The organism is Bacillus sp. ABA4_010, assembly GCF_056159105.1.
On sequence record NZ_JBSWUN010000003.1, the window covers coordinates 725,453 to 745,328 of the forward strand.

The window sequence follows — 19,876 nt, forward strand, 5'->3', positions numbered from 1 at the left end:
GAAAATGTGTGTCAGTTACAACTTTAGACGGAAAACGTTTTGCAGAGATGGTGATTCAAGGAGCGCAGCACTTAACGAACAACGCCCAAATGGTGGATGCGCTAAACGTTTTCCCAGTTCCAGATGGTGATACAGGAACAAATATGAACTTATCCATCACTTCTGGAGCAAAAGAAGTAAAAAACAATGTGTCTGATCATATTGGGAACGTTGGACAAGCGTTAGCAAAAGGACTATTAATGGGGGCCCGAGGAAATTCTGGGGTTATTTTATCTCAGCTATTCCGTGGGTTTGCAAAAGCGATTGAAGGCAAGGAAGTCATTAATACAACTGAATTTGCCCAAGCTCTTGAAGCAGGTGTTGAAACAGCGTATAAAGCGGTGATGAAACCTGTTGAAGGTACCATTCTAACAGTGGCAAAAGATACAGCGAAAGCTGCTGTCACTGTTGCCGAACAGCAATCTGATATGGTGTTGTTCATGGAAGAAGTGGTAGCAGAAGCGAAAGCATCTCTTAACCGTACTCCTGATTTGCTCCCTGTGTTAAAGGAAGTGGGAGTGGTAGACAGCGGCGGTCAAGGTCTTGTCATTATTTATGAAGGGTTTTTAGCTGTCTTAAAAGGTGAAGAGCTTCCTGAAGTATCTGCTGCTTCCCCTTCAATTGATGAACTGATCAATGCTGAACACCATAAAAGCGTTCAAAGCCATATGAATACAGAGGATATTGAATTTGGTTATTGTACAGAATTTATGGTTCGGTTTGAAGAAGATAAATTGAAGGATCATCCATTCTCTGAAGAAGCGTTCCGTAATGAGTTAAGCAAGTGGGGAGACTCGCTGCTTGTTGTGTCTGACGATGAAATCGTAAAAGTGCACATTCATGCGGAATATCCGGGTGAAGTGCTGAACCACGGCCAAAAATTTGGAAGCTTTATGAAAATTAAAGTTGACAATATGCGTGAGCAACATAGCAGCCTTGTAGCTGAAACTCATGGGCAAATGCCTCCTGCACCAGTACAAGCTCCAACTAAAAAAGAAGAGTATGGAATTGTTACGGTAGCGATGGGGTCTGGCATTGCTGAACTATTTAGAAGTATTGGTGCAAAAGCAGTTATTGAAGGTGGTCAAACGATGAATCCAAGTACGGAAGATATCGTTAAAGCCATTGAAGAAGTGAATGCAGAAAAAGTGATTATCTTGCCAAATAACAGCAATATTGTGATGGCGGCGCGCCAAGCAGCATCTGTTGTGGAGCAAGAGGTCGTTGTTATTCCGTCTAAAACCGTTCCTCAAGGAATGACAGCATTGCTGGCATTCAACCCTGGAGTAGGACTTGAAGAAAATGAATCGGCAATGAATGAGGCACTTGGTCATGTGAAAACAGGACAAATCACGTATGCCGTCCGTGATACAAGCATTGATGGTTTAGAACTAGAAATTGGAGATTTCATGGGAATCGCCGACAGTAAAATCATTGTCAAAGATCAAGATAAAACAGAAGCAGCTAAAAAGCTGTTAGCTTCTATGATTGATGAAGACGCTGAAATTTTGACCATTTTGCAAGGTGAAGATGCAACAGACGAAGACACCGCTGCTTTAATTGAGTATGTGGAGTCAACGTTTGAAGAAATCGAAGTAGAAGTACATAAAGGCAATCAACCTTTATATTCTTTTATCTTTGCCATTGAGTAAATAAAAAAACAGTCGTTGTAAAGAAAGCTCAATTCGAACCGTGACATCATGGTTTAAATTGAGCTTTTTTTCGTGAAACAGTAGCGTCGAGAGCGGATATAGTTGGTGGGAACAACATTTTAAGTGGATTTGTTAGTTATTTAAAAATTTCAAACTATGCAAAAGAACATCGTTTGAATAATTTATTATATAATAAAGGCAAATCATTGGAAGTAAGATTTTTCGGTAGTTGATGATGGGTGAAACCGTTATCAAATACAGGTGAGTGGTTTGACTGTTTGGAATTGAAAAATAGGGGAGACATCGCCATGAAATATAAATCAGTATTTGATATTATCGGGCCGATAATGATTGGGCCTTCAAGTTCACATACAGCTGGAGCGGCTCGGATTGGCCGAGTGGCTAGAACGCTTTTTGGAAAGCAACCGAAGAAAGTGGTGGTTTCATTGTACGGTTCATTTGCCGAAACGTATAAAGGGCATGGTACAGATGTGGCCATCATCGGAGGGATTTTAGATTTTGATACGTACGATCCCCGTATCCCTACTTCACTAGAGCTTGCTGAAAAAGCAGGAATAGAAGTTACATTTATTCAAGAGGATGCAATTGTTGACCATCCGAATACAGCGAGAATTAAAGTATCTGATGAACAGGAAGTCCTTGAAGTCGTTGGTATTTCAATTGGTGGCGGAAAAATCCAAATTACAGAATTAAATGGGTTCGACTTAAAGTTATCAGGTATGCACCCAGCCATTCTAGTTGTTCACAATGACCGCTACGGGGCAATTGCCTCTGTGACGAATTTATTGACCAAGTATTGCATTAATATCGGGCATATGGAAGTGTCAAGGAAAGAAAGAGGAGAATTAGCCTTAATGGTCATTGAAACTGACCAAAATATTGATGATGCAGTAATGGAAGAATTAAAAATGCTTCCGAACATTTCACAAGTAACGAGAATGGTTGAATAGATAACCGGGAGGAAAAACGTATGTTTCGTAACGTGGCGGAATTGGTACAGTTAGCCGAAAGTAAGAACGTCAAAATTGCTGAAATTATGATTGAACAAGAAGTGGAAGTAACGGGACTGTCAAGAGAACAGATTATGGACAAAATGGATCGGAATTTGACAGTTATGGAACAAGCTGTTGAAAGAGGATTACAAGGTGTTCAATCAGTCTCTGGTTTAACAGGGGGCGATGCTGTTCTATTGCAAAAATATATTCAAAGCGGCAAATCCCTGTCTGGAGATTTAATTTTAGATGCGGTCAGCAAGGCGGTAGCAACAAATGAAGTAAATGCCGCGATGGGAACGATTTGTGCCACTCCAACAGCCGGATCGGCTGGGGTGGTACCGGGTACGTTATTTGCGGTGAAAAATAAGTTGAATCCAACGCGTGAAGAAATGATTCAATTTTTGTTTACATCTGGCGCTTTCGGATTTGTTGTTGCCAATAATGCGTCTATTTCAGGTGCTGCAGGAGGTTGTCAAGCGGAAGTGGGATCAGCGAGCGGGATGGCAGCGGCAGCGATTGTGGAAATGGCAGGCGGGACTCCGTCACAAGCGGCAGAAGCGATGGCTATCACCCTTAAAAATATGTTAGGGTTAGTATGTGACCCTGTCGCGGGATTGGTAGAGGTGCCGTGCGTTAAGCGTAATGCAATGGGAGCAGCTAACGCCATGATAGCTGCCGATATGGCGCTTGCGGGCATTACAAGCCGAATTCCGTGTGATGAGGTTATTGACGCTATGTATAAAATCGGCCAAACAATGCCGGTTGCCTTAAAAGAAACCGCACAAGGAGGTTTGGCGGCGACACCAACAGGCCGGAAGCTTGAGGCGAAAATCTTTGGTATCCCGCTGACGGAAAAGTGAGTAATCTTAAACATATTTCTGTAACGTCGATAAAAGGGATTGGGGAAGAAACTGCTCAGTCTTTAGAGCAAGCTGGTATTCGAAGTGTTCATGATTTATTGGAATATTTTCCGTTTAGATATGAAGATTATCAGCTGAAGGATTTATCGGAAGTGAAGCATGATGAAAGAGCGACAGTGGAGGGGAAGGTTCATAGTCAACCTTCTCTCACTTACTTTGGCAAAAAGCGCTCCCGATTGACATTTCGATTACTTGTAGGCCGTTATTTAATAACGGTTATTTGTTTTAATCGCCCTTATTACAAAACAAAATTAGAAATGGATCAAACCATTACTGTAACGGGAAAATGGGATCAGCATCGCCAAGCAATTACTGTTCAAGAACTCCAATTCACACCGTTTAAACGCAGTCAAGACATTGAACCAGTGTATTCGACGAAAGGTGATTTAACGGTAAAAGGTTTAAGGCGTTTTGTCTCACTTGCTTTAAAACAATACGGAGATGCGGTCGAAGATATGCTGCCGCCCTCTATCCGCATGCGTTATAAGCTGTTAGAGCGTAAAGAGGCGTTAAAGGTCATGCATTTGCCGCAAAATCATGAACAGTTAAAGCAAGCCCGTCGAAGATTTGTGTATGAAGAGTTTTTATTATTTCAATTAAAGATGCAGGCTTTAAGGAAAGTCGAACGGGAACAAGCTCCAGGCATTGTGCACGAGTTTGATGACCACCGATTAGGAGAGTTTGTAGACACGCTTCCTTTTCCTCTAACAAATGCACAAAATCGTGTTTTAACGGAAATTACACGTGATATGAAATCGCCATACCGAATGAATCGACTTCTTCAAGGAGATGTAGGTTCTGGAAAAACAGTTGTGGCGGCTGTTGCACTATATGCGGCCATTTTGGCCGGGTATCAAGGGGCGTTAATGGTACCGACCGAGATTTTGGCGGAGCAGCACGTTCATTCGCTTCAAAGCACACTCGGAAAAGTGGGGATTACAGTTGAACTGCTTACAGGATCAGTAAAAGGAAAAGCGCGCCGTTTATTGCTTGAACGAGTGCGCACTGGTGAAGTGCAAGTAGTGGTCGGGACGCATGCGTTAATTCAAGATGAAGTCCAGTTTAAAAAGCTTGGTCTTGTTATTACTGATGAGCAGCACCGTTTCGGGGTAGAGCAGCGACGGGTATTAAGGGAAAAAGGAGAAAATCCAGACGTCTTGTTTATGACGGCGACTCCTATTCCAAGGACGCTTGCGATCACTGTGTTCGGTGAGATGGACGTTTCTATCATTGATGAAATGCCCGCAGGACGCAAAGTGATTGAAACGTATTGGGTAAAGCATAATATGTTGGAGAGAATTTTGCAATTCATTGATAAAGAACTTTCAAACGGTAGGCAGGCATATGTCATTTGTCCGCTAATTGAAGAATCTGAAAAACTCGATATGCAAAACGCGATGGATGTTCATGCTACATTAACACAGCATTATAAAGGGAAATGGGAAGTTGGACTTATGCATGGTCGACTTTCTCCTGACGAAAAAGAAGATGTCATGCAGCGGTTCAGTGAGAATCAAGTTCAGGTTCTCGTTTCAACTACGGTTGTAGAAGTCGGTGTAAACGTCCCGAATGCGACAGTTATGCTTATTTATGATGCAGAGCGCTTCGGTTTGTCTCAGTTGCATCAGCTACGCGGGCGGGTTGGTCGTGGAAGTGAACAATCTTACTGTGTGTTAATGGCTGATCCGAAATCAGAAACAGGAAAAGAACGCATGCGAATTATGACAGAAACAAACGATGGCTTTGTTTTATCCGAGAAAGACCTTGAACTACGAGGACCTGGTGACTTCTTTGGGAGGAAACAAAGTGGAATGCCTGAATTTAAAGTAGCGGATATGGTTCATGATTACCGTGCATTAGAGGTAGCTAGAACAGACGCAACTCAATTAGTTAATTCAGAATCATTTTGGCAGGAAGAACAATATAAGGAAATGCGTGCTTATTTAGAGGAAGCTGGGGTTCTTGAAGGAGAAAAGCTGGACTAACAGTTAAAGGATGTGCGTCTGTTTAGTCAGAATAGAAATGGAAAGCCGGCGTCTTGCTTCAATGAAAGGAGGATGCCGGTTTCTTTATTATGTCAACGCCTCTTGAGGTTAATCAGTCGCCTTCGCTTTTCTGGTTGGTCTAGCTACGGCTCCTAACCTCTCGGTCGTTTCACTTCTGACACTGAAACCAAAAAGCGGTTTCTATGTCAGAAGTTCCAACACCTCTTGAGGTTAATCAGTCGCCTTCGCTTTTCTAAAAAATATGGTTGCAAAATAAGATTAATAATTATATACTGCTATTAGTACCTAGTATTAAAAGTTCGGATGGTGAATATGAAACGGAATAAAAAAGAAAGACAACTGCTCTTAAAAGCAACTATTGAAGATAATCCTTTTATTACAGACGAAGAATTGGCAGAACGATTTTCGGTAAGCGTTCAAACCATTCGATTAGACCGTCTTGAACTATCAATTCCTGAGCTTCGAGAACGAATTAAGCATGTAGCTTCACGGCAGTTGGATACAGAAGTGCGGTCATTGCCGTTAGAGGAAATTATCGGTGAAGTCATTGACCTTCAGTTGGATGAATCGGCTATTTCCATTTTTGATGTTAAAGAAGAGCATGTATTTAAGCGAAATCAAATTGCTCGTGGCCATCACTTATTTGCCCAGGCGAACTCCCTTGCGGTTGCTGTCATTAATGATGAACTTGCTTTAACAGCAGATGCATCGATTCACTTTCATCGCCCAGTAAGAGTGGGGGAGCGTGTAGTGGCAAAAGCTAAAGTGAAGGGCTCTAGGGAAGAAGGGCGGACAATCGTGGAAGTAAACAGCTTCGTCGGACAGGAATTGGTGTTTTCCGGACGTTTTAAAATGTATCGTTCAAAAAATGCAAAAAAGGATGAGATGCAACATGAAAATCGCAATTGATGCAATGGGAGGGGACAATGCTCCGAAAGCTCTTGTAGAAGGGGCTGAAAAAGCGATTGCCCACTTTCCTGATTTACACATTACACTCATTGGGGACGAAAAACAGATTCACCAATATTTAAAATCGTCTGAGCGGATTCATATTATACATACAGAAGAAGTGATTGAAGGAACAGATGAGCCTGTACGAGCTGTTCGGAGAAAGAAAAATGCATCCATGGTTCTCGCGGCAAATGAGGTGAAAGAAGGAAGAGCGGACGCTTGTATATCTGCTGGGAATACAGGTGCCTTGATGACGGCTGGATTATTTGTAGTGGGGCGCATTGATGGAATTGAAAGACCGGCATTAGCGCCGACATTGCCGACACTAGACGGGAAAGGTTTTTTAATGATGGATGTTGGGGCGAATGTGGATGCTAAGGCAATTCATTTGTTGCAGTATGCCATCATGGGCTCCATCTATGCGGAAAAAGTAAGAGGAATTTCGAACCCTCAAATAGGACTTTTGAATATCGGAACAGAAGATAAAAAAGGAAATGAATTAACGAAGCAAGCGTTCCAGTTGTTACAAGAGGCAAACATTAATTTTGTTGGAAATGTAGAATCACGTGATTTACTGAATGGTGTTGCTGATGTGGTCATAACAGATGGCTTTACAGGAAACATGACGTTAAAGACGATTGAAGGAACTGCGATGTCCATTTTTTCCATGTTGAAAACAGAACTGACAAGCTCGTTCAAAAGCAAATTGGCAGCTGCTGTTTTAAAGCCGCAGTTGAAAGGGTTAAAAGCGAAGATGGATTACAGTGAGTACGGGGGAGCTGGGTTGTTCGGTTTAAAGGCGCCTGTTATCAAAGCTCATGGATCTTCTGATGCAACAGCTGTTTTTAGTGCCGTTAAGCAAGCGGTTAATATGGTAGAAAATGACGTGTGTGCGACAATCAAAACTGTTATTGAAGAAACGTATACTGAATCTGTATAAAGGAGTGAAAAAGATGGGGAAAATAGCATTTGTCTTTCCGGGACAGGGGTCTCAAGCCATCGGGATGGGAAAAGAGTTTATGGAGCAATATGAATGGGCTCGTGAGATGTACAAACAAGTGGATGAAACGCTTGGTTTTCAGTTGACAAATATTATATTTGAAGGCACGCAAGAGGAATTGACGCTTACGTATCATGCGCAGCCTGCTCTTTTAGCAACAAGTGCTATTATGCTTGAAGCGTTGAAAGCATCAGGTTTGACTCCAGATTACACAGCAGGTCACAGTTTAGGTGAGTACAGTGCGTTAGTCGCTGCGGACTCCATCTCGTTTGAAGAGGCTGTAAAGGCGGTTTACCAGCGCGGGCGTTTAATGGATGAAGCCGTTCCTGCAGGTGAAGGGACAATGGCCGCTATTTTAGGAATGGATGCCGAAGCACTGAAAAAGGTGACGGATGAGGTGACGGCTACTGGTGATTCTGTTCAATTAGCGAATATTAATTGCCCAGGTCAAATTGTTATTTCTGGAACGGCGGCAGGAGTGGAAAAAGCGTCTGCTCTCGCAAAAGAAAATGGGGCTAAGCGTGCCATTCCACTTGTTGTCAGTGGACCGTTCCATTCTGCGTTAATGAAGCCGGCCGCAGAACAATTTTCTCAAGTATTACACGATCTTGAGATTAAAAATGCAAACGTACCGGTTATTTCAAATGTCACGGCAGAACCGATGATGAGTGCTGAGGAGATTAAGCAACGATTAGTGGAACAGCTGTATTCACCGGTTCGTTGGGAAGAATCAGTTGAAACGTTAATGAATAACGGAGTGGATACTTTTATTGAAATTGGTCCAGGAAAAGTATTAGCTGGATTAATTAAAAAAATTAACCGTCGGGCAACTGTATTTTCAGTTAACGACATTCAATCTTTAAATGATACGATTCAAGCGGTAAAGGGGGAAGAGTAATGTTAACAGGAAAAGCAGTGCTTGTAACAGGAGCTTCAAGAGGAATTGGAAGAGCGATTGCGCTTGAACTTGGTAAGCTAGGTGCTAAAGTGGCAGTGAACTACTCTGGCAGTGAAGCGAAAGCATTAGAAGTAGTGGATGAAATTAAAGCACTTGGCAGTGAAGCGATTGCCATTCAAGCTAACGTATCGGATTCGGAATCTGTGCAAAATATGGTGAAACAAGTAATTGAAACGTTCGGTTCTCTTGATGTGTTAGTGAACAATGCGGGCATTACACGTGACAACTTATTAATGCGCATGAAAGAAGACGAGTGGGATGATGTTATTTCTACGAATTTAAAAGGCGTATTCCTTTGTACAAAAGCGGTTACTCGTCAAATGATGAAGCAACGAAATGGTCGCATCATCAATATCGCTTCCATCGTTGGTGTTAGCGGAAATGCTGGGCAAGCTAATTACGTAGCAGCCAAAGCAGGTGTAATCGGCTTGACAAAAACAACGGCAAAAGAGTTGGCGAGCCGTAATATTACTGTGAATGCGGTTGCTCCAGGATTTATTACAACTGACATGACTGACAAGCTGCCGGAAGATGTGAAGCAAGAAATGCTAAAACAAATTCCATTGGCAAGCTTCGGAGAGCCGGAAGACATCGCACATGTTGTGTCATTCTTAGCATCTGAAGGAAGCCGTTATATGACGGGGCAAACATTGCACGTTGACGGCGGAATGGTCATGTAAGAAAGCTTTCTTATTTAGTCAGTCCTAGTATTTTAAAAAGCTTTCAATTATAATAGCTTGAGGGGAGGTGAAGGACAATGGCAGAAGTATTAGAGCGTGTAACGAAAATTATCGTAGACCGTCTTGGTGTAGATGCAAGCGAAGTGAAGCTTGAGTCTTCATTTAAAGATGATCTTGGTGCAGATTCCCTTGATGTTGTTGAGCTTGTAATGGAGCTTGAAGATGAGTTTGACATGGAAATCTCTGATGAAGATGCAGAGAAAATTGCAACAGTTGGAGATGCTGTGACTTACATACAGAGCAAATAATAAACTGTATATGTTTGGAGGCCCCGTTGTCATGACGGGGCTTTCTCTGCTATTTACCTTCATACACAAGCTTGCTTGTTTTTTCGGGTCTGTATCCCCCTCCTTCCATCGCTTCTGCATCCAAGTGTTATGAGATTTAGCCCCTGAGTGCATACTGAAAAAGAAAAAAATCATTTATTTTGTCAACAAACCGTATCTTTTTTTAAAAGTCGTTTTATAATGGAATATGTCAAAAAGAAAAGCGCAGGCGACTGCCCGACCTTGAGTGATGTCGGTAGCCAAACATGGCACGCATCATGTACTTCTGAACTGTCGGTTTTGTTTCATTAGACAGGAATGAAAAGGAAGGTACGTTGTTGAATTTTTATTGCAGGATGAAAGTGGAGGTAATTATGCCTAAAAATTACATAAGCCGCGAACGGCGTTTAGGTGGGAAAATAAAGCAAAATTTTAAGAAATTTCAAGAGAGAATTGGTATTACGTTTGACAACGAGATGTTGCTTATTCAAGCTTTTACCCATTCATCCTATGTGAATGAGCATCGCAGAAGGCCTTATGAAGATAATGAACGCCTAGAATTTTTAGGAGATGCTGTATTAGAACTGACCGTATCTCAGTTTTTATTTAAAAAATACCCGACAATGAGCGAGGGCGAATTAACAAAGTTGCGTGCTGCCATTGTATGTGAGCCATCCCTTGTGACATTTGCTCATGAATTGTTGTTTGGACAGCTCGTTCTTCTTGGAAAAGGAGAAGAAATGACAGGGGGAAGAGAGCGTCCAGCGTTGTTAGCGGATGTATTCGAAGCGTTCATCGGTGCGTTATATCTTGATAAAGGATTGGAGACGGTCAATGATTTTTTAGCAAAGGTCGTGTTTCCGAAAATTAACGAAGGTGCTTTTTCTCATGTGATGGATTATAAAAGCCAGCTGCAGGAAATGGTCCAACGAGACGGGGCTGGCCAGTTAGAATATAAAGTGCTGCAAGAAAAAGGTCCTGCTCATAATCGAGAGTTTGTCTCCCGTGTTTCTTTGAATGGAGAAGTGCTTGGCAGCGGAGTCGGGCGCTCTAAAAAAGAAGCGGAACAAAAGGCGGCACAAGAAGCGATTGGAAAGCTGAAAGCCAAGAATGCTTGAATATAAAGAAGCCGCATTTTTCTTCGTCACGATTGGTATTAAGAGAAAAAGCGGTTTCTTTTACCTGTTTTACGAATCATTTTAGTAGTAATTACGGCAATTATTAGGAGAGGGATGGTTCCTTTTAGGAGGAGTCATCTTCGTTATGAAAGATAAATGAGAACATGAGGGGGAATAACTATGTTCCTCAAACGGTTAGACATCGTTGGTTTTAAATCGTTTGCAGAGAAAATTTCAGTCGATTTTGTAGAGGGTGTGACAGCTGTTGTAGGCCCTAATGGAAGCGGCAAAAGTAATATTACTGATGCAATCCGATGGGTGCTCGGTGAACAGTCTGCTAAATCATTGCGGGGTTCCAAGATGGAAGATGTCATTTTTGCGGGCAGCGACAGCCGAAAGCCTCTTAATTTGGCAGAAGTGACTCTTACCCTTGAAAATGAAGATCAATTTTTACCGATTGATTATCATGAGGTGAGTGTGACAAGACGAGTGTATCGTTCCGGCGATAGCGAGTTTTTCATTAATAAGCAGCCATGTCGACTGAAAGACATCGTCGACTTGTTTATGGATTCAGGATTGGGGAGAGAGGCTTTTTCCATCATTAGTCAAGGGAAAATCGAGGAAATCTTAAGCAATAAAGCTGAAGATAGAAGAAGTATTTTTGAAGAAGCGGCAGGCGTTTTAAAATATAAAATGAGAAAGCGGAAAGCCGAGATTAAGCTAGTTGAAGCGCAAGAAAACTTGAATCGGGTCATGGACATTCTCTATGAAATTGAAGGACGTCTAGAACCGTTAAAAATACAAGCCTCTATTGCCAAGGACTATATTGAAAAAAAAGCGGAACTTGAACAAATTGATGTAGCGGTTATGGTGTGTGAAATTGAAGAATTGCATCAAAAATGGCAACAGTTAAAAGAAATGTTAAAAGAGCACCAATTGCTGGAAGCGGGTCTGGCCAATAAAATTCAAGATCGTGAAGCGAAGCTTGAAACATTCCGTAAGGAAATAGGCGGAATGGACAAACAACTACAAGATTTACAGCAATCTTTATTGTTGGCCAGTGAAGAGCTTGAAAAGCTGGAAGGTCGAAAAGAAGTGTTGAAGGAGCGGAAGAAAAACGCTTCCCAAAACAAGCGCCAGTTGGAACAGCTTATTGGCGAATATCAACAAAAATCCATTGAACTAACGAGTTTAAAAGAAAAAGAGCAAGCGCTTCTCATAAGTTATGAGCAAGAAGTGCAAAGTTTAAAACAAACATTGCAAGAAAAGCAGACGTTGTTTGCCGCCTATAGCGAAAACTTGGAAGAAAAACTTGAACAGTTAAAAAGTGACTATTTTGAACTCTTGAATGAACAGACATCAGCCCGCAACGAAAAAGTATTTTTAGAACAGCAAATTGCTCAAAATCATGAAAAACAGCAGCGTCTTGGCGTTTCTAATCAGAAATTTTTAGAAGAGCGCCAGGAGTTGGAAATGAGGAAGGAAAAGTGGGGGCAAGAATTAGCTGCTTGTACAGCCGAACTTGAAACATTTATTCATTCCTTTAATGAAAATAAGCAGAAGTTGGAAACGCTTCGTGAACAATATCGTAAAAAAGAGTCTATGTTGTATCAAGCTTATCAATATATTCAGCAGACAAAGTCGCGCAAAGAAATGCTTGAAGAGATGCAGGAAGATTATGCTGGTTATTTTCAAGGGGTTAAGGAAGTACTGAAAGCCCGTAATCACGAGCTTCAAGGAATTGAAGGAGCAGTGGCTGAACTGATTCAAGTGCCAAAAAGCTATGAAACAGCGATTGAGATTGCACTTGGTGCTGCCACGCAGCATGTGGTTGTAAAAGACGAATCAAGTGCGCGTTCGGCTATTCAGTTTTTAAAGCGTCATTCCTACGGGAGAGCGACATTTCTGCCATTGTCCACGATTAGGGAGAAGCAGCTTTCCTCTGCGCATATTCATCTGTTAAAACAGCACCATTCCTTTGTAGGAGTGGCTTCTGAATTGGTTTCCTTCAGCTCGCACTACCAAAATATTTTAGGGAATTTACTAGGGACGGTCATTGTAGCGAAAGATTTACACGGTGCTAATGAGCTTGCGAAGCTCGTTCAGCATCGCTATCGTATTGTAACCATTGAAGGTGATGTAGTTAACCCTGGAGGCTCAATGACAGGGGGAACGGTGAAGCAAAAAACGAATTCCTTACTAGGCCGACAGCGGGAGCTTGAAAGCATGACTGCTCAATTGAAGGAAATGGAACAGAAAACAACCCTTCTGGAAGGGCAAGTAAAAGGAATGAAAGAACAGCTTGAAGAACTGGAGCGAAACATTCAAACTGCTCAAGTAGACGGAGAGCAATTGCGGACAAAACAGCATGAGTTAAAAGGGCAAGTGCGGCAACTGGAGCTGGAAGAAAAAACATTAAATGAACGTTTGGCGTTATACGACCATGAAATGGAAAGCTTTCATGTAGATCATAATCGAATTAATGCTCGACTAGAAGTGCTTCAAGCATCCATTGAAGACAGTACAGAGAAATTGAAGACGGTTGAGCGTGAAATTGAAGCTGTCACAGTTCGAAAAAATGAACAGCAATTGTCAAAAGAAACGGTTCAGCATGAACTGACGGAATTGAAGGTTATTCTTGCAAGTAAGCAGCAGGCACATATGAATCAGCGGGAAAAATTTGAACGTCTTGAATTTGAACTTGATCAAACGGCTAAGCGTTTAGTGGAAGTTCAGGAAGATTTAGAACTGCTGACACAGGAGATGACGACGAATGACTCAGGAGAATCACACCTCGAACAAGCTGCCCGCCAAAAGCTTCAAGAAAAAAATGAGTTTGTCGAAAAATTAGCCAACGGACGTGAAGAGCGAGTCCGCATTCAAGAGCAAGTAGAAGTTTTAGATAATGACTTGAAAGAATTAAAAAGACAACACAAACAGGTTGCACAGGCACTTCAGGACGAGGAAGTGAGATTAAATCGTCATGAAGTAGAGCTTGATAACAGGCTGGAAAGGTTAAGTGCTGATTATCAATTAAGTTTCGAAGCCGCGAAAGAAGCGTACAGTTTAACGATGGAACTGGAGGAAGCAAGAAAGCGCATGAAGCTTATTAAGATGGCCATTGAAGAGCTTGGGACAGTCAATATCGGCTCAATTGAAGAATATGAGCAAATTTCGGAGCGCTATCACTTTTTAAGTTCGCAAAAAGCGGATTTGGAAGAAGCGAAAAATACGCTTTATCAAGTGATTGGAGAAATGGATCAAGAAATGAAAAGGCGTTTTTCACAGACGTTCTCGAGTATTAAGGAACAATTCGATTTTGTGTTTAAATCGTTATTTGGCGGAGGGAGAGCCGATTTAATTTTAACCAACCCGCAAGATTTGCTGAATACGGGCGTTGAAATTGTTGCACAGCCACCTGGTAAAAAGCTGCAAAACCTTAACCTTCTTTCTGGAGGAGAGCGCGCCTTAACAGCGATTGCTTTACTGTTTTCTATTCTAAAAGTCCGTCCTGTTCCATTTTGTGTGTTGGATGAGGTAGAGGCTGCTTTAGATGAAGCGAACGTCCAGCGTTTTTCAAAATATTTGCGGAAGTTCAGTGACGAAACGCAATTTATTGTTATCACCCATCGCAAGGGGACAATGGAAGAAGCGGATGTGTTATACGGCGTAACGATGCAGGAATCTGGTGTATCCAAGCTTGTGTCCGTCCGTTTGGAAGAGTCGAAGGAATATGCTCAATAGGAAAGGATGAAAAAAATGAGCTTTTTTAAACGCTTAAAAGAAAAAATCACGCAACAGACTGATAGTGTAACAGAGAAATTTAAAACCGGTCTTGAAAAGACGCGTAATTCATTTTCGGAAAAGGTAAACGACCTCGTTGCTCGTTATCGAAAAGTCGATGAAGATTTTTTTGAAGAGCTGGAAGAAATTTTAATTGGTGCCGATGTTGGTGTTTCAACGGTTATGGAATTAATTGATGAATTGAAGCTAGAAGTAAAGCGCCGCAACATTCAAGATACAAAAGACGTTCAAGCGGTCATCTCTGAAAAGCTTATCGAGATTTATGAAGCGGGCGAAGAAGAGTTGTCTGAGCTGAACTTACAGCAAGGCGAGTTGACAGTCGTTTTATTTGTCGGCGTCAATGGCGTCGGTAAAACGACGACGATTGGAAAACTTGCGCATAAGTTCAAGCAAGAAGGAAAATCGGTGTTAATGGCAGCAGGTGATACGTTCCGAGCAGGGGCAATTGAACAGCTAGAAGTGTGGGGAGAACGCGTTGGAGTAGACGTAGTAAAGCAGTCGGCAGGTTCAGATCCAGCAGCTGTTATGTATGATGCGATTCAGGCAGCTAAAGCTCGAAAAGTGGACATTCTTCTATGCGATACGGCTGGTCGTTTGCAAAATAAGGTCAATTTGATGAAAGAGCTAGAAAAAGTTAAACGGGTTATTGAAAGAGAAATACCGGGTGCTCCACATGAAGTGCTCCTTGTATTGGATGCCACAACAGGACAAAATGCGATGAGCCAGGCGAAAACGTTCTCTGACGCGACAGATGTAACGGGAATTGTTCTTACAAAGTTAGACGGTACAGCAAAAGGAGGGATTGTTCTAGCAATTCGTAATGAGCTACGTCTACCTGTTAAGTTTGTCGGATTGGGAGAGAAAATGGACGATCTCCAGCAATTTGACTCTGAGCAATACGTATACGGCCTATTTGCTAATATGGTTGATAAAGAAGACGAAGAAGCATAAGCGAAATGCAAGTGAGTTCGTTTGTAACGGTCCTACTTGAAACGACGACACCTTTCTATTTAACAGGTGATAAAGAAGGTTTTTGCTCCTTCATCACCTGTTAAGAAAAAAACTTGACAATAGTACGCGAAATATGTAGACTAATTACTTGTAAAGGTAATTCACTTAACAAGGGGGCAGGGGCATGCTTGAAAAAACAACGAGAATGAACTATCTGTACGATTTTTATCAGTCGTTGTTAACGCCAAAGCAATCCAGCTATATGTCTCTTTATTATTTAGATGACTATTCTCTTGGTGAGATTGCCGAAGAATATGATGTGAGTCGTCAAGCGGTATATGACAACATCAAACGAACTGAGCAAATGCTTGAGGAATATGAGGAGAAATTGCTTTTATTTCAAAAATTCCAAGCGCGTCAACTCATTTTGAAGCAATTGAGAGAACTCCATAAAGCTGATGAATGTGAAGACGACAAGTTGCTTTTCCTTATTGATTCGCTTGAGAAATTAGAGTAGGGGGCGGCATAAATGGCATTTGAAGGATTAGCCGACCGATTGCAAAGTACGATTCAAAAGCTGCGAGGAAAAGGTGCAGTAACAGAAGCAGACGTAAAAGAAATGATGCGTGAGGTTCGCCTCGCTTTATTGGAAGCTGACGTTAATTTCAAAGTTGTAAAAGACTTTGTCAAGCGTGTTAGCGAGCGTGCTGTCGGGCAGGAAGTATTAAAAAGCTTAACACCAGGACAGCAAGTTATAAAAGTAGTACAAGAAGAATTAACAGCACTTATGGGTGGAGAGCAGAGCAAAATTGCTGCTGCGACAAAACCGCCAACAGTCATTATGATGGTCGGCTTACAAGGTGCTGGTAAAACGACAACTACAGGAAAACTCGCTAATCTTTTACGTAAAAAATATAACCGCAACCCATTGCTTGTTGCAGCTGATATTTATCGTCCTGCTGCCATCAAGCAGTTAGAAACATTAGGTAAACAACTTAGTATGCCAGTGTTCTCTTTAGGCGATCAAGTTAGCCCTGTTGAAATTGCGAAACAAGCAATCGCTCATGCAAAAGAACAGCATAATGATTATGTCTTAATTGATACAGCTGGTCGTTTGCATATTGATGAAAATTTAATGGATGAGCTTCAGCAAATTAAAGAGCTAAGCAATCCACATGAAATTTTCCTTGTTGTAGATGCAATGACAGGACAAGATGCGGTCAATGTAGCCCAAAACTTTAATGAACAACTTGGCCTTACAGGCGTTGTGTTGACAAAGCTTGACGGAGACACTCGCGGAGGAGCTGCTTTATCCATCCGTGCTGTAACCAATACACCGATTAAGTTTGTCGGTCTTGGTGAAAAACTCGATGCATTAGAACCTTTTCATCCAGAGCGTATGGCATCCCGTATTTTAGGGATGGGTGATGTGCTCACGTTAATTGAAAAGGCGCAAGCATCCGTTGATGAAGAAAAGGCGAAAGAACTAGAACAAAAGCTTCGAACGCTTTCTTTTACGTTTGATGACTTTTTAGAGCAATTATCACAGGTTCGCAGCATGGGACCGCTTGATGAACTGCTCGGTATGTTACCTGGAGCCAATAAAATTAAAGGTTTGAAGAATCTTCAAGTTGATGAAAAACAAATCAACCATGTGGAAGCGATTATTCGCTCCATGACAAAAGAAGAAAAGATAAATCCTGACATCATCAATGGAAGTCGAAAAAAACGAATTGCAAAAGGAAGCGGAAGACCCGTTCAAGAAGTCAATCGTTTGCTCAAGCAATTTGAAGACATGAAAAAAATGATGAAACAAATGACAAGCATGACAAAAGGGAAGAAAAAAGGATTTAAATTCCCGTTTATGTCTTAATACTTATTTGTTTATGTAATTTTTGAAACAGTTAATGGAACTTTATCCATTTAAAAAATAAACTGTTAAGAAAAAAACCTTTACAACTAATTAAGGTTTTTGCTATCATAATATCTTGTGTGAAATATATTCGGAGGTGCTTTTAAAATGGCAGTAAAAATTCGCTTAAAACGCATGGGAGCTAAAAAATCTCCTTTCTATCGTATCGTAGTAGCTGATTCTCGTTCTCCACGTGACGGACGTTTCATCGAAACAGTTGGAACTTACAATCCAGTAGCTCAACCAGCTGAAGTAAAAATCAATGAAGAGTTAGCTCTTAAATGGTTACAAAACGGTGCAAAACCATCTGATACAGTTCGTAACCTTTTCTCTAACAACGGCATCATGGAGAAATTCCATAACGCTAAATTAGGCAAGTAATTCATACTCAAATGAAATCATTAATTGAGACGATTGCAAAGGCTCTTGTTGATTATCCAAATGATGTTCATGTTTATGAAAACGAAGATGAACAAAAAGTGACCTATATGTTGAAGGTTCATCCTGAAGATGTGGGGAAAGTCATTGGAAAGCAAGGGCGTGTAGCAACAGCGATTCGAACGGTTGTTAACTCAGCAGGATCTCAACATGATAGACGAGTTTACGTCAAGATTGACGATTAAAAAGGGAGAGGGCAACCTCCCCTTTTTTTTATTATTAAAATTTCGACTTGCGTTTTCGTGGATAAGTTATGTAGGGTATATAAGCTTGGAAGCGAATCTTCTTTTGTCTAATTTGTGCGGATTCTTTAAATATTAGCGTTTTAGGTAGTTCTCCTCTATACTTGAACATATAGGGGGAGAGAATATGAAATTGCTTCAAAAAGTTATTATTAAGCAAATATTAACGGAAAAAAGCAAAGAAGATTTAGCGACTCGTTTTATACAGCAAAAAGAACAGCTTCAAAAAGAAATTGAACAATTGCGGTTTCAAATGAAGAAGATTGAGAAAACTAAGAAATGGTCGTCTTCGTTGTTGGAGGCTCGGTTTGAAAAAGAGCAGGAAGGCCGACTTGAAAAGATACGTATTTTGGACTTTCAGCTTGACCAATTAGCCTTGTTGCCAGAAGGAAGCGAATTGCTGGAAAAAGAAATGGAAAGCATCGTAGAAGTGGCTGTAGGAGATCGTTGGGAGGAAACCAGCGAGCCTAAAACTATTCTCATTAAAGATGGAATCATTGTGAATATTCGTTAGAGGTGGATTATAGATGGAAAAATGGTTTAATGTAGGGAAAATCGTCAATACACATGGTGTGCGAGGGGAAGTACGTGTTATTTCCAAAACGGACTTTGCTGAGGAGCGTTACATACCGGGGAATAAACTATACATATTTAAAGGGACAGATTCAGAGCCCTTGGAAGTAACAATTGCCAGTCATAGAAAGCATAAATCGTTTGATTTGTTAACGTTTGAAGGGTATCACAACATCAACCAAGTAGAGGTATTTAAGGATAGTTTGCTGAAAATTCCAGAAAGCGAGCTTGGAGAACTGGAAGAAGGAGAATTTTATTATCATGAAATTATCGGCTGTTCTGTGATAACAGAAGAAGGAGAAGAAGTCGGAAAGATTAAAGAAATTCTCTCGCCAGGTGCGAATGATGTATGGGTGATTCAGCGAAAAAGCGGAAAAGATTTGCTTATTCCATATATTGAAGAAGTGGTCAAGGAAGTTGATATTGAGAGCAAGCAAGTGAAAATTCACGTGATGGAAGGGTTATTAGACTAATGAGAATTGATGTTCTATCCTTGTTTCCTTCGATGTTTACGGGTGTATTAGGAGAATCGATTTTAAAAAAAGCGCAAGAAAAAGCTACAGTGGAATTCAATGTAGTGAATTTTCGCGATTATGCGGACAATAAGCATAAAACAGTCGATGACTATCCGTATGGAGGCGGAGCGGGAATGGTGCTCAAACCGCAGCCAATCTTTGATGCGGTCGCGGATTTAAAAAAGCAGTCGAGTGAGGCAAGAGTCGTTTTACTTTGTCCTCAAGGGGAAAGATATACGCAAAAAAAAGCCGAAGAACTAGCAAAAGAAGATCACCTTATTTTTATTTGTGGTCATTATGAGGGATATGATGAACGGATTAGAGAACATATTGTCACAGATGAAATATCGATTGGTGATTTTGTGTTAACTGGCGGTGAACTTGGCGCGATGGTTGTCATTGACAGCGTAGTAAGATTACTCCCTGGCGTTCTTGGTAACGATGTTTCTGCCCTGCAAGACTCTCACAGCACTGGTTTGTTGGAACATCCGCAATACACACGTCCGGCTGATTTTCGCGGAATGAAGGTACCTGACATTTTACTTTCAGGCGATCATAAGAAGGTCGACGAATGGCGAGAAAGAGAGTCGTTAAAGCGAACCTTCCTTCGCCGTCCGGATATGCTTGAGCTACTTGAATTAAATGAAAAACAACAAAAATGGGTGGAAGAATTCCGGCAGGAAGCCCGTCTAGATGAATAAAGAGACGAACTGCTAAACAATGAATAATTGCTACGCGAAAACTATGTTCAAATGCCTATAGTGCATGTTTAGAT

General features: G+C 41.3%; 19 protein-coding genes. All 19 read left to right on the top strand.

What is annotated here, in order from left to right; translation table 11 throughout:
* The first annotated feature begins 8 nt into the window (after positions 1-8).
* The 19 genes from ACXAEO_RS04870 to trmD all read left to right on the top strand — a co-directional run bounded on the left by ACXAEO_RS04870 (position 9) and on the right by trmD (position 19,802).
* Positions 9-1,691 carry a DAK2 domain-containing protein gene (locus tag ACXAEO_RS04870; RefSeq protein ID WP_474878630.1) on the top strand — a complete coding sequence of 561 codons (1,683 nt, stop codon included), beginning with the start codon at positions 9-11 and terminating at the stop codon, positions 1,689-1,691.
* 308 nt (positions 1,692-1,999) lie between these two features.
* On the top strand, positions 2,000-2,662 hold the full coding sequence (gene sdaAB / locus ACXAEO_RS04875; protein WP_474878632.1) for an L-serine ammonia-lyase, iron-sulfur-dependent subunit beta: 663 nt from the start codon (positions 2,000-2,002) through the stop codon (positions 2,660-2,662).
* A 20-nt stretch (positions 2,663-2,682) separates the two neighbouring features.
* Positions 2,683-3,567 carry an L-serine ammonia-lyase, iron-sulfur-dependent, subunit alpha gene (gene sdaAA, locus ACXAEO_RS04880; protein ID WP_474878634.1) on the top strand — a complete coding sequence of 295 codons (885 nt, stop codon included), beginning with the start codon at positions 2,683-2,685 and terminating at the stop codon, positions 3,565-3,567.
* Positions 3,564-5,612 carry an ATP-dependent DNA helicase RecG gene (recG, locus tag ACXAEO_RS04885; protein ID WP_474878636.1) on the top strand — a complete coding sequence of 683 codons (2,049 nt, stop codon included), beginning with the start codon at positions 3,564-3,566 and terminating at the stop codon, positions 5,610-5,612. Before sdaAA ends, recG begins: the two co-directional genes overlap by 4 nt.
* 333 nt (positions 5,613-5,945) lie before the next feature.
* Complete coding sequence (gene fapR, locus ACXAEO_RS04890; protein ID WP_474878638.1) at positions 5,946-6,542, top strand: transcription factor FapR; 597 nt, start codon at positions 5,946-5,948, stop codon at positions 6,540-6,542.
* Positions 6,526-7,524 (top strand): phosphate acyltransferase PlsX, encoded by a 999-nt coding sequence (plsX, locus tag ACXAEO_RS04895; RefSeq protein ID WP_474878642.1) that lies wholly within the window; start codon positions 6,526-6,528, stop codon positions 7,522-7,524. Before fapR ends, plsX begins: the two co-directional genes overlap by 17 nt.
* A gap of 13 nt (positions 7,525-7,537) precedes the next feature.
* Positions 7,538-8,482 carry an ACP S-malonyltransferase gene (fabD, locus tag ACXAEO_RS04900; protein WP_474878645.1) on the top strand — a complete coding sequence of 315 codons (945 nt, stop codon included), beginning with the start codon at positions 7,538-7,540 and terminating at the stop codon, positions 8,480-8,482.
* A complete protein-coding gene (fabG, locus tag ACXAEO_RS04905; RefSeq protein ID WP_474878647.1) occupies positions 8,482-9,222 on the top strand; it encodes a 3-oxoacyl-[acyl-carrier-protein] reductase in 741 nt (246 codons plus the stop codon). The genes fabD and fabG overlap by 1 nt, the downstream gene beginning before the upstream one ends.
* 77 nt (positions 9,223-9,299) lie before the next feature.
* Positions 9,300-9,530, top strand: coding sequence for an acyl carrier protein (acpP, locus tag ACXAEO_RS04910; RefSeq protein WP_028394589.1), 231 nt, complete (start codon positions 9,300-9,302; stop codon positions 9,528-9,530).
* Positions 9,531-9,922: 392 nt separating this feature from the next.
* On the top strand, positions 9,923-10,666 hold the full coding sequence (gene rnc, locus ACXAEO_RS04915) for a ribonuclease III (RefSeq protein WP_474878649.1): 744 nt from the start codon (positions 9,923-9,925) through the stop codon (positions 10,664-10,666).
* A gap of 180 nt (positions 10,667-10,846) precedes the next feature.
* A complete protein-coding gene (gene smc / locus ACXAEO_RS04920) occupies positions 10,847-14,410 on the top strand; it encodes a chromosome segregation protein SMC (protein WP_474878651.1) in 3,564 nt (1,187 codons plus the stop codon).
* 15 nt (positions 14,411-14,425) lie between these two features.
* Entirely contained in the window at positions 14,426-15,421 is a 996-nt protein-coding gene (gene ftsY, locus ACXAEO_RS04925) for a signal recognition particle-docking protein FtsY (RefSeq protein ID WP_474878653.1), read from the top strand.
* Between the two features lie 184 nt (positions 15,422-15,605).
* Positions 15,606-15,938, top strand: coding sequence for a putative DNA-binding protein (locus tag ACXAEO_RS04930; protein ID WP_474878657.1), 333 nt, complete (start codon positions 15,606-15,608; stop codon positions 15,936-15,938).
* A gap of 12 nt (positions 15,939-15,950) precedes the next feature.
* Positions 15,951-17,294 carry a signal recognition particle protein gene (ffh, locus tag ACXAEO_RS04935; protein WP_474878660.1) on the top strand — a complete coding sequence of 448 codons (1,344 nt, stop codon included), beginning with the start codon at positions 15,951-15,953 and terminating at the stop codon, positions 17,292-17,294.
* 147 nt (positions 17,295-17,441) lie between these two features.
* The gene (rpsP, locus tag ACXAEO_RS04940; protein ID WP_474878663.1) at positions 17,442-17,714 is read left to right on the top strand and encodes a 30S ribosomal protein S16; all 273 of its coding nucleotides are present in this window, start codon (positions 17,442-17,444) and stop codon (positions 17,712-17,714) included.
* Positions 17,715-17,725: 11 nt separating this feature from the next.
* On the top strand, positions 17,726-17,956 hold the full coding sequence (locus tag ACXAEO_RS04945; RefSeq protein WP_474878665.1) for a KH domain-containing protein: 231 nt from the start codon (positions 17,726-17,728) through the stop codon (positions 17,954-17,956).
* Between the two features lie 184 nt (positions 17,957-18,140).
* A complete protein-coding gene (locus ACXAEO_RS04950; protein WP_474878667.1) occupies positions 18,141-18,527 on the top strand; it encodes a YlqD family protein in 387 nt (128 codons plus the stop codon).
* A 13-nt stretch (positions 18,528-18,540) separates the two neighbouring features.
* Positions 18,541-19,059, top strand: coding sequence for a ribosome maturation factor RimM (gene rimM, locus ACXAEO_RS04955; RefSeq protein ID WP_474878669.1), 519 nt, complete (start codon positions 18,541-18,543; stop codon positions 19,057-19,059).
* A complete protein-coding gene (trmD, locus tag ACXAEO_RS04960) occupies positions 19,059-19,802 on the top strand; it encodes a tRNA (guanosine(37)-N1)-methyltransferase TrmD (protein ID WP_474878671.1) in 744 nt (247 codons plus the stop codon). Before rimM ends, trmD begins: the two co-directional genes overlap by 1 nt.
* The last annotated feature ends 74 nt before the right edge of the window (positions 19,803-19,876 follow it).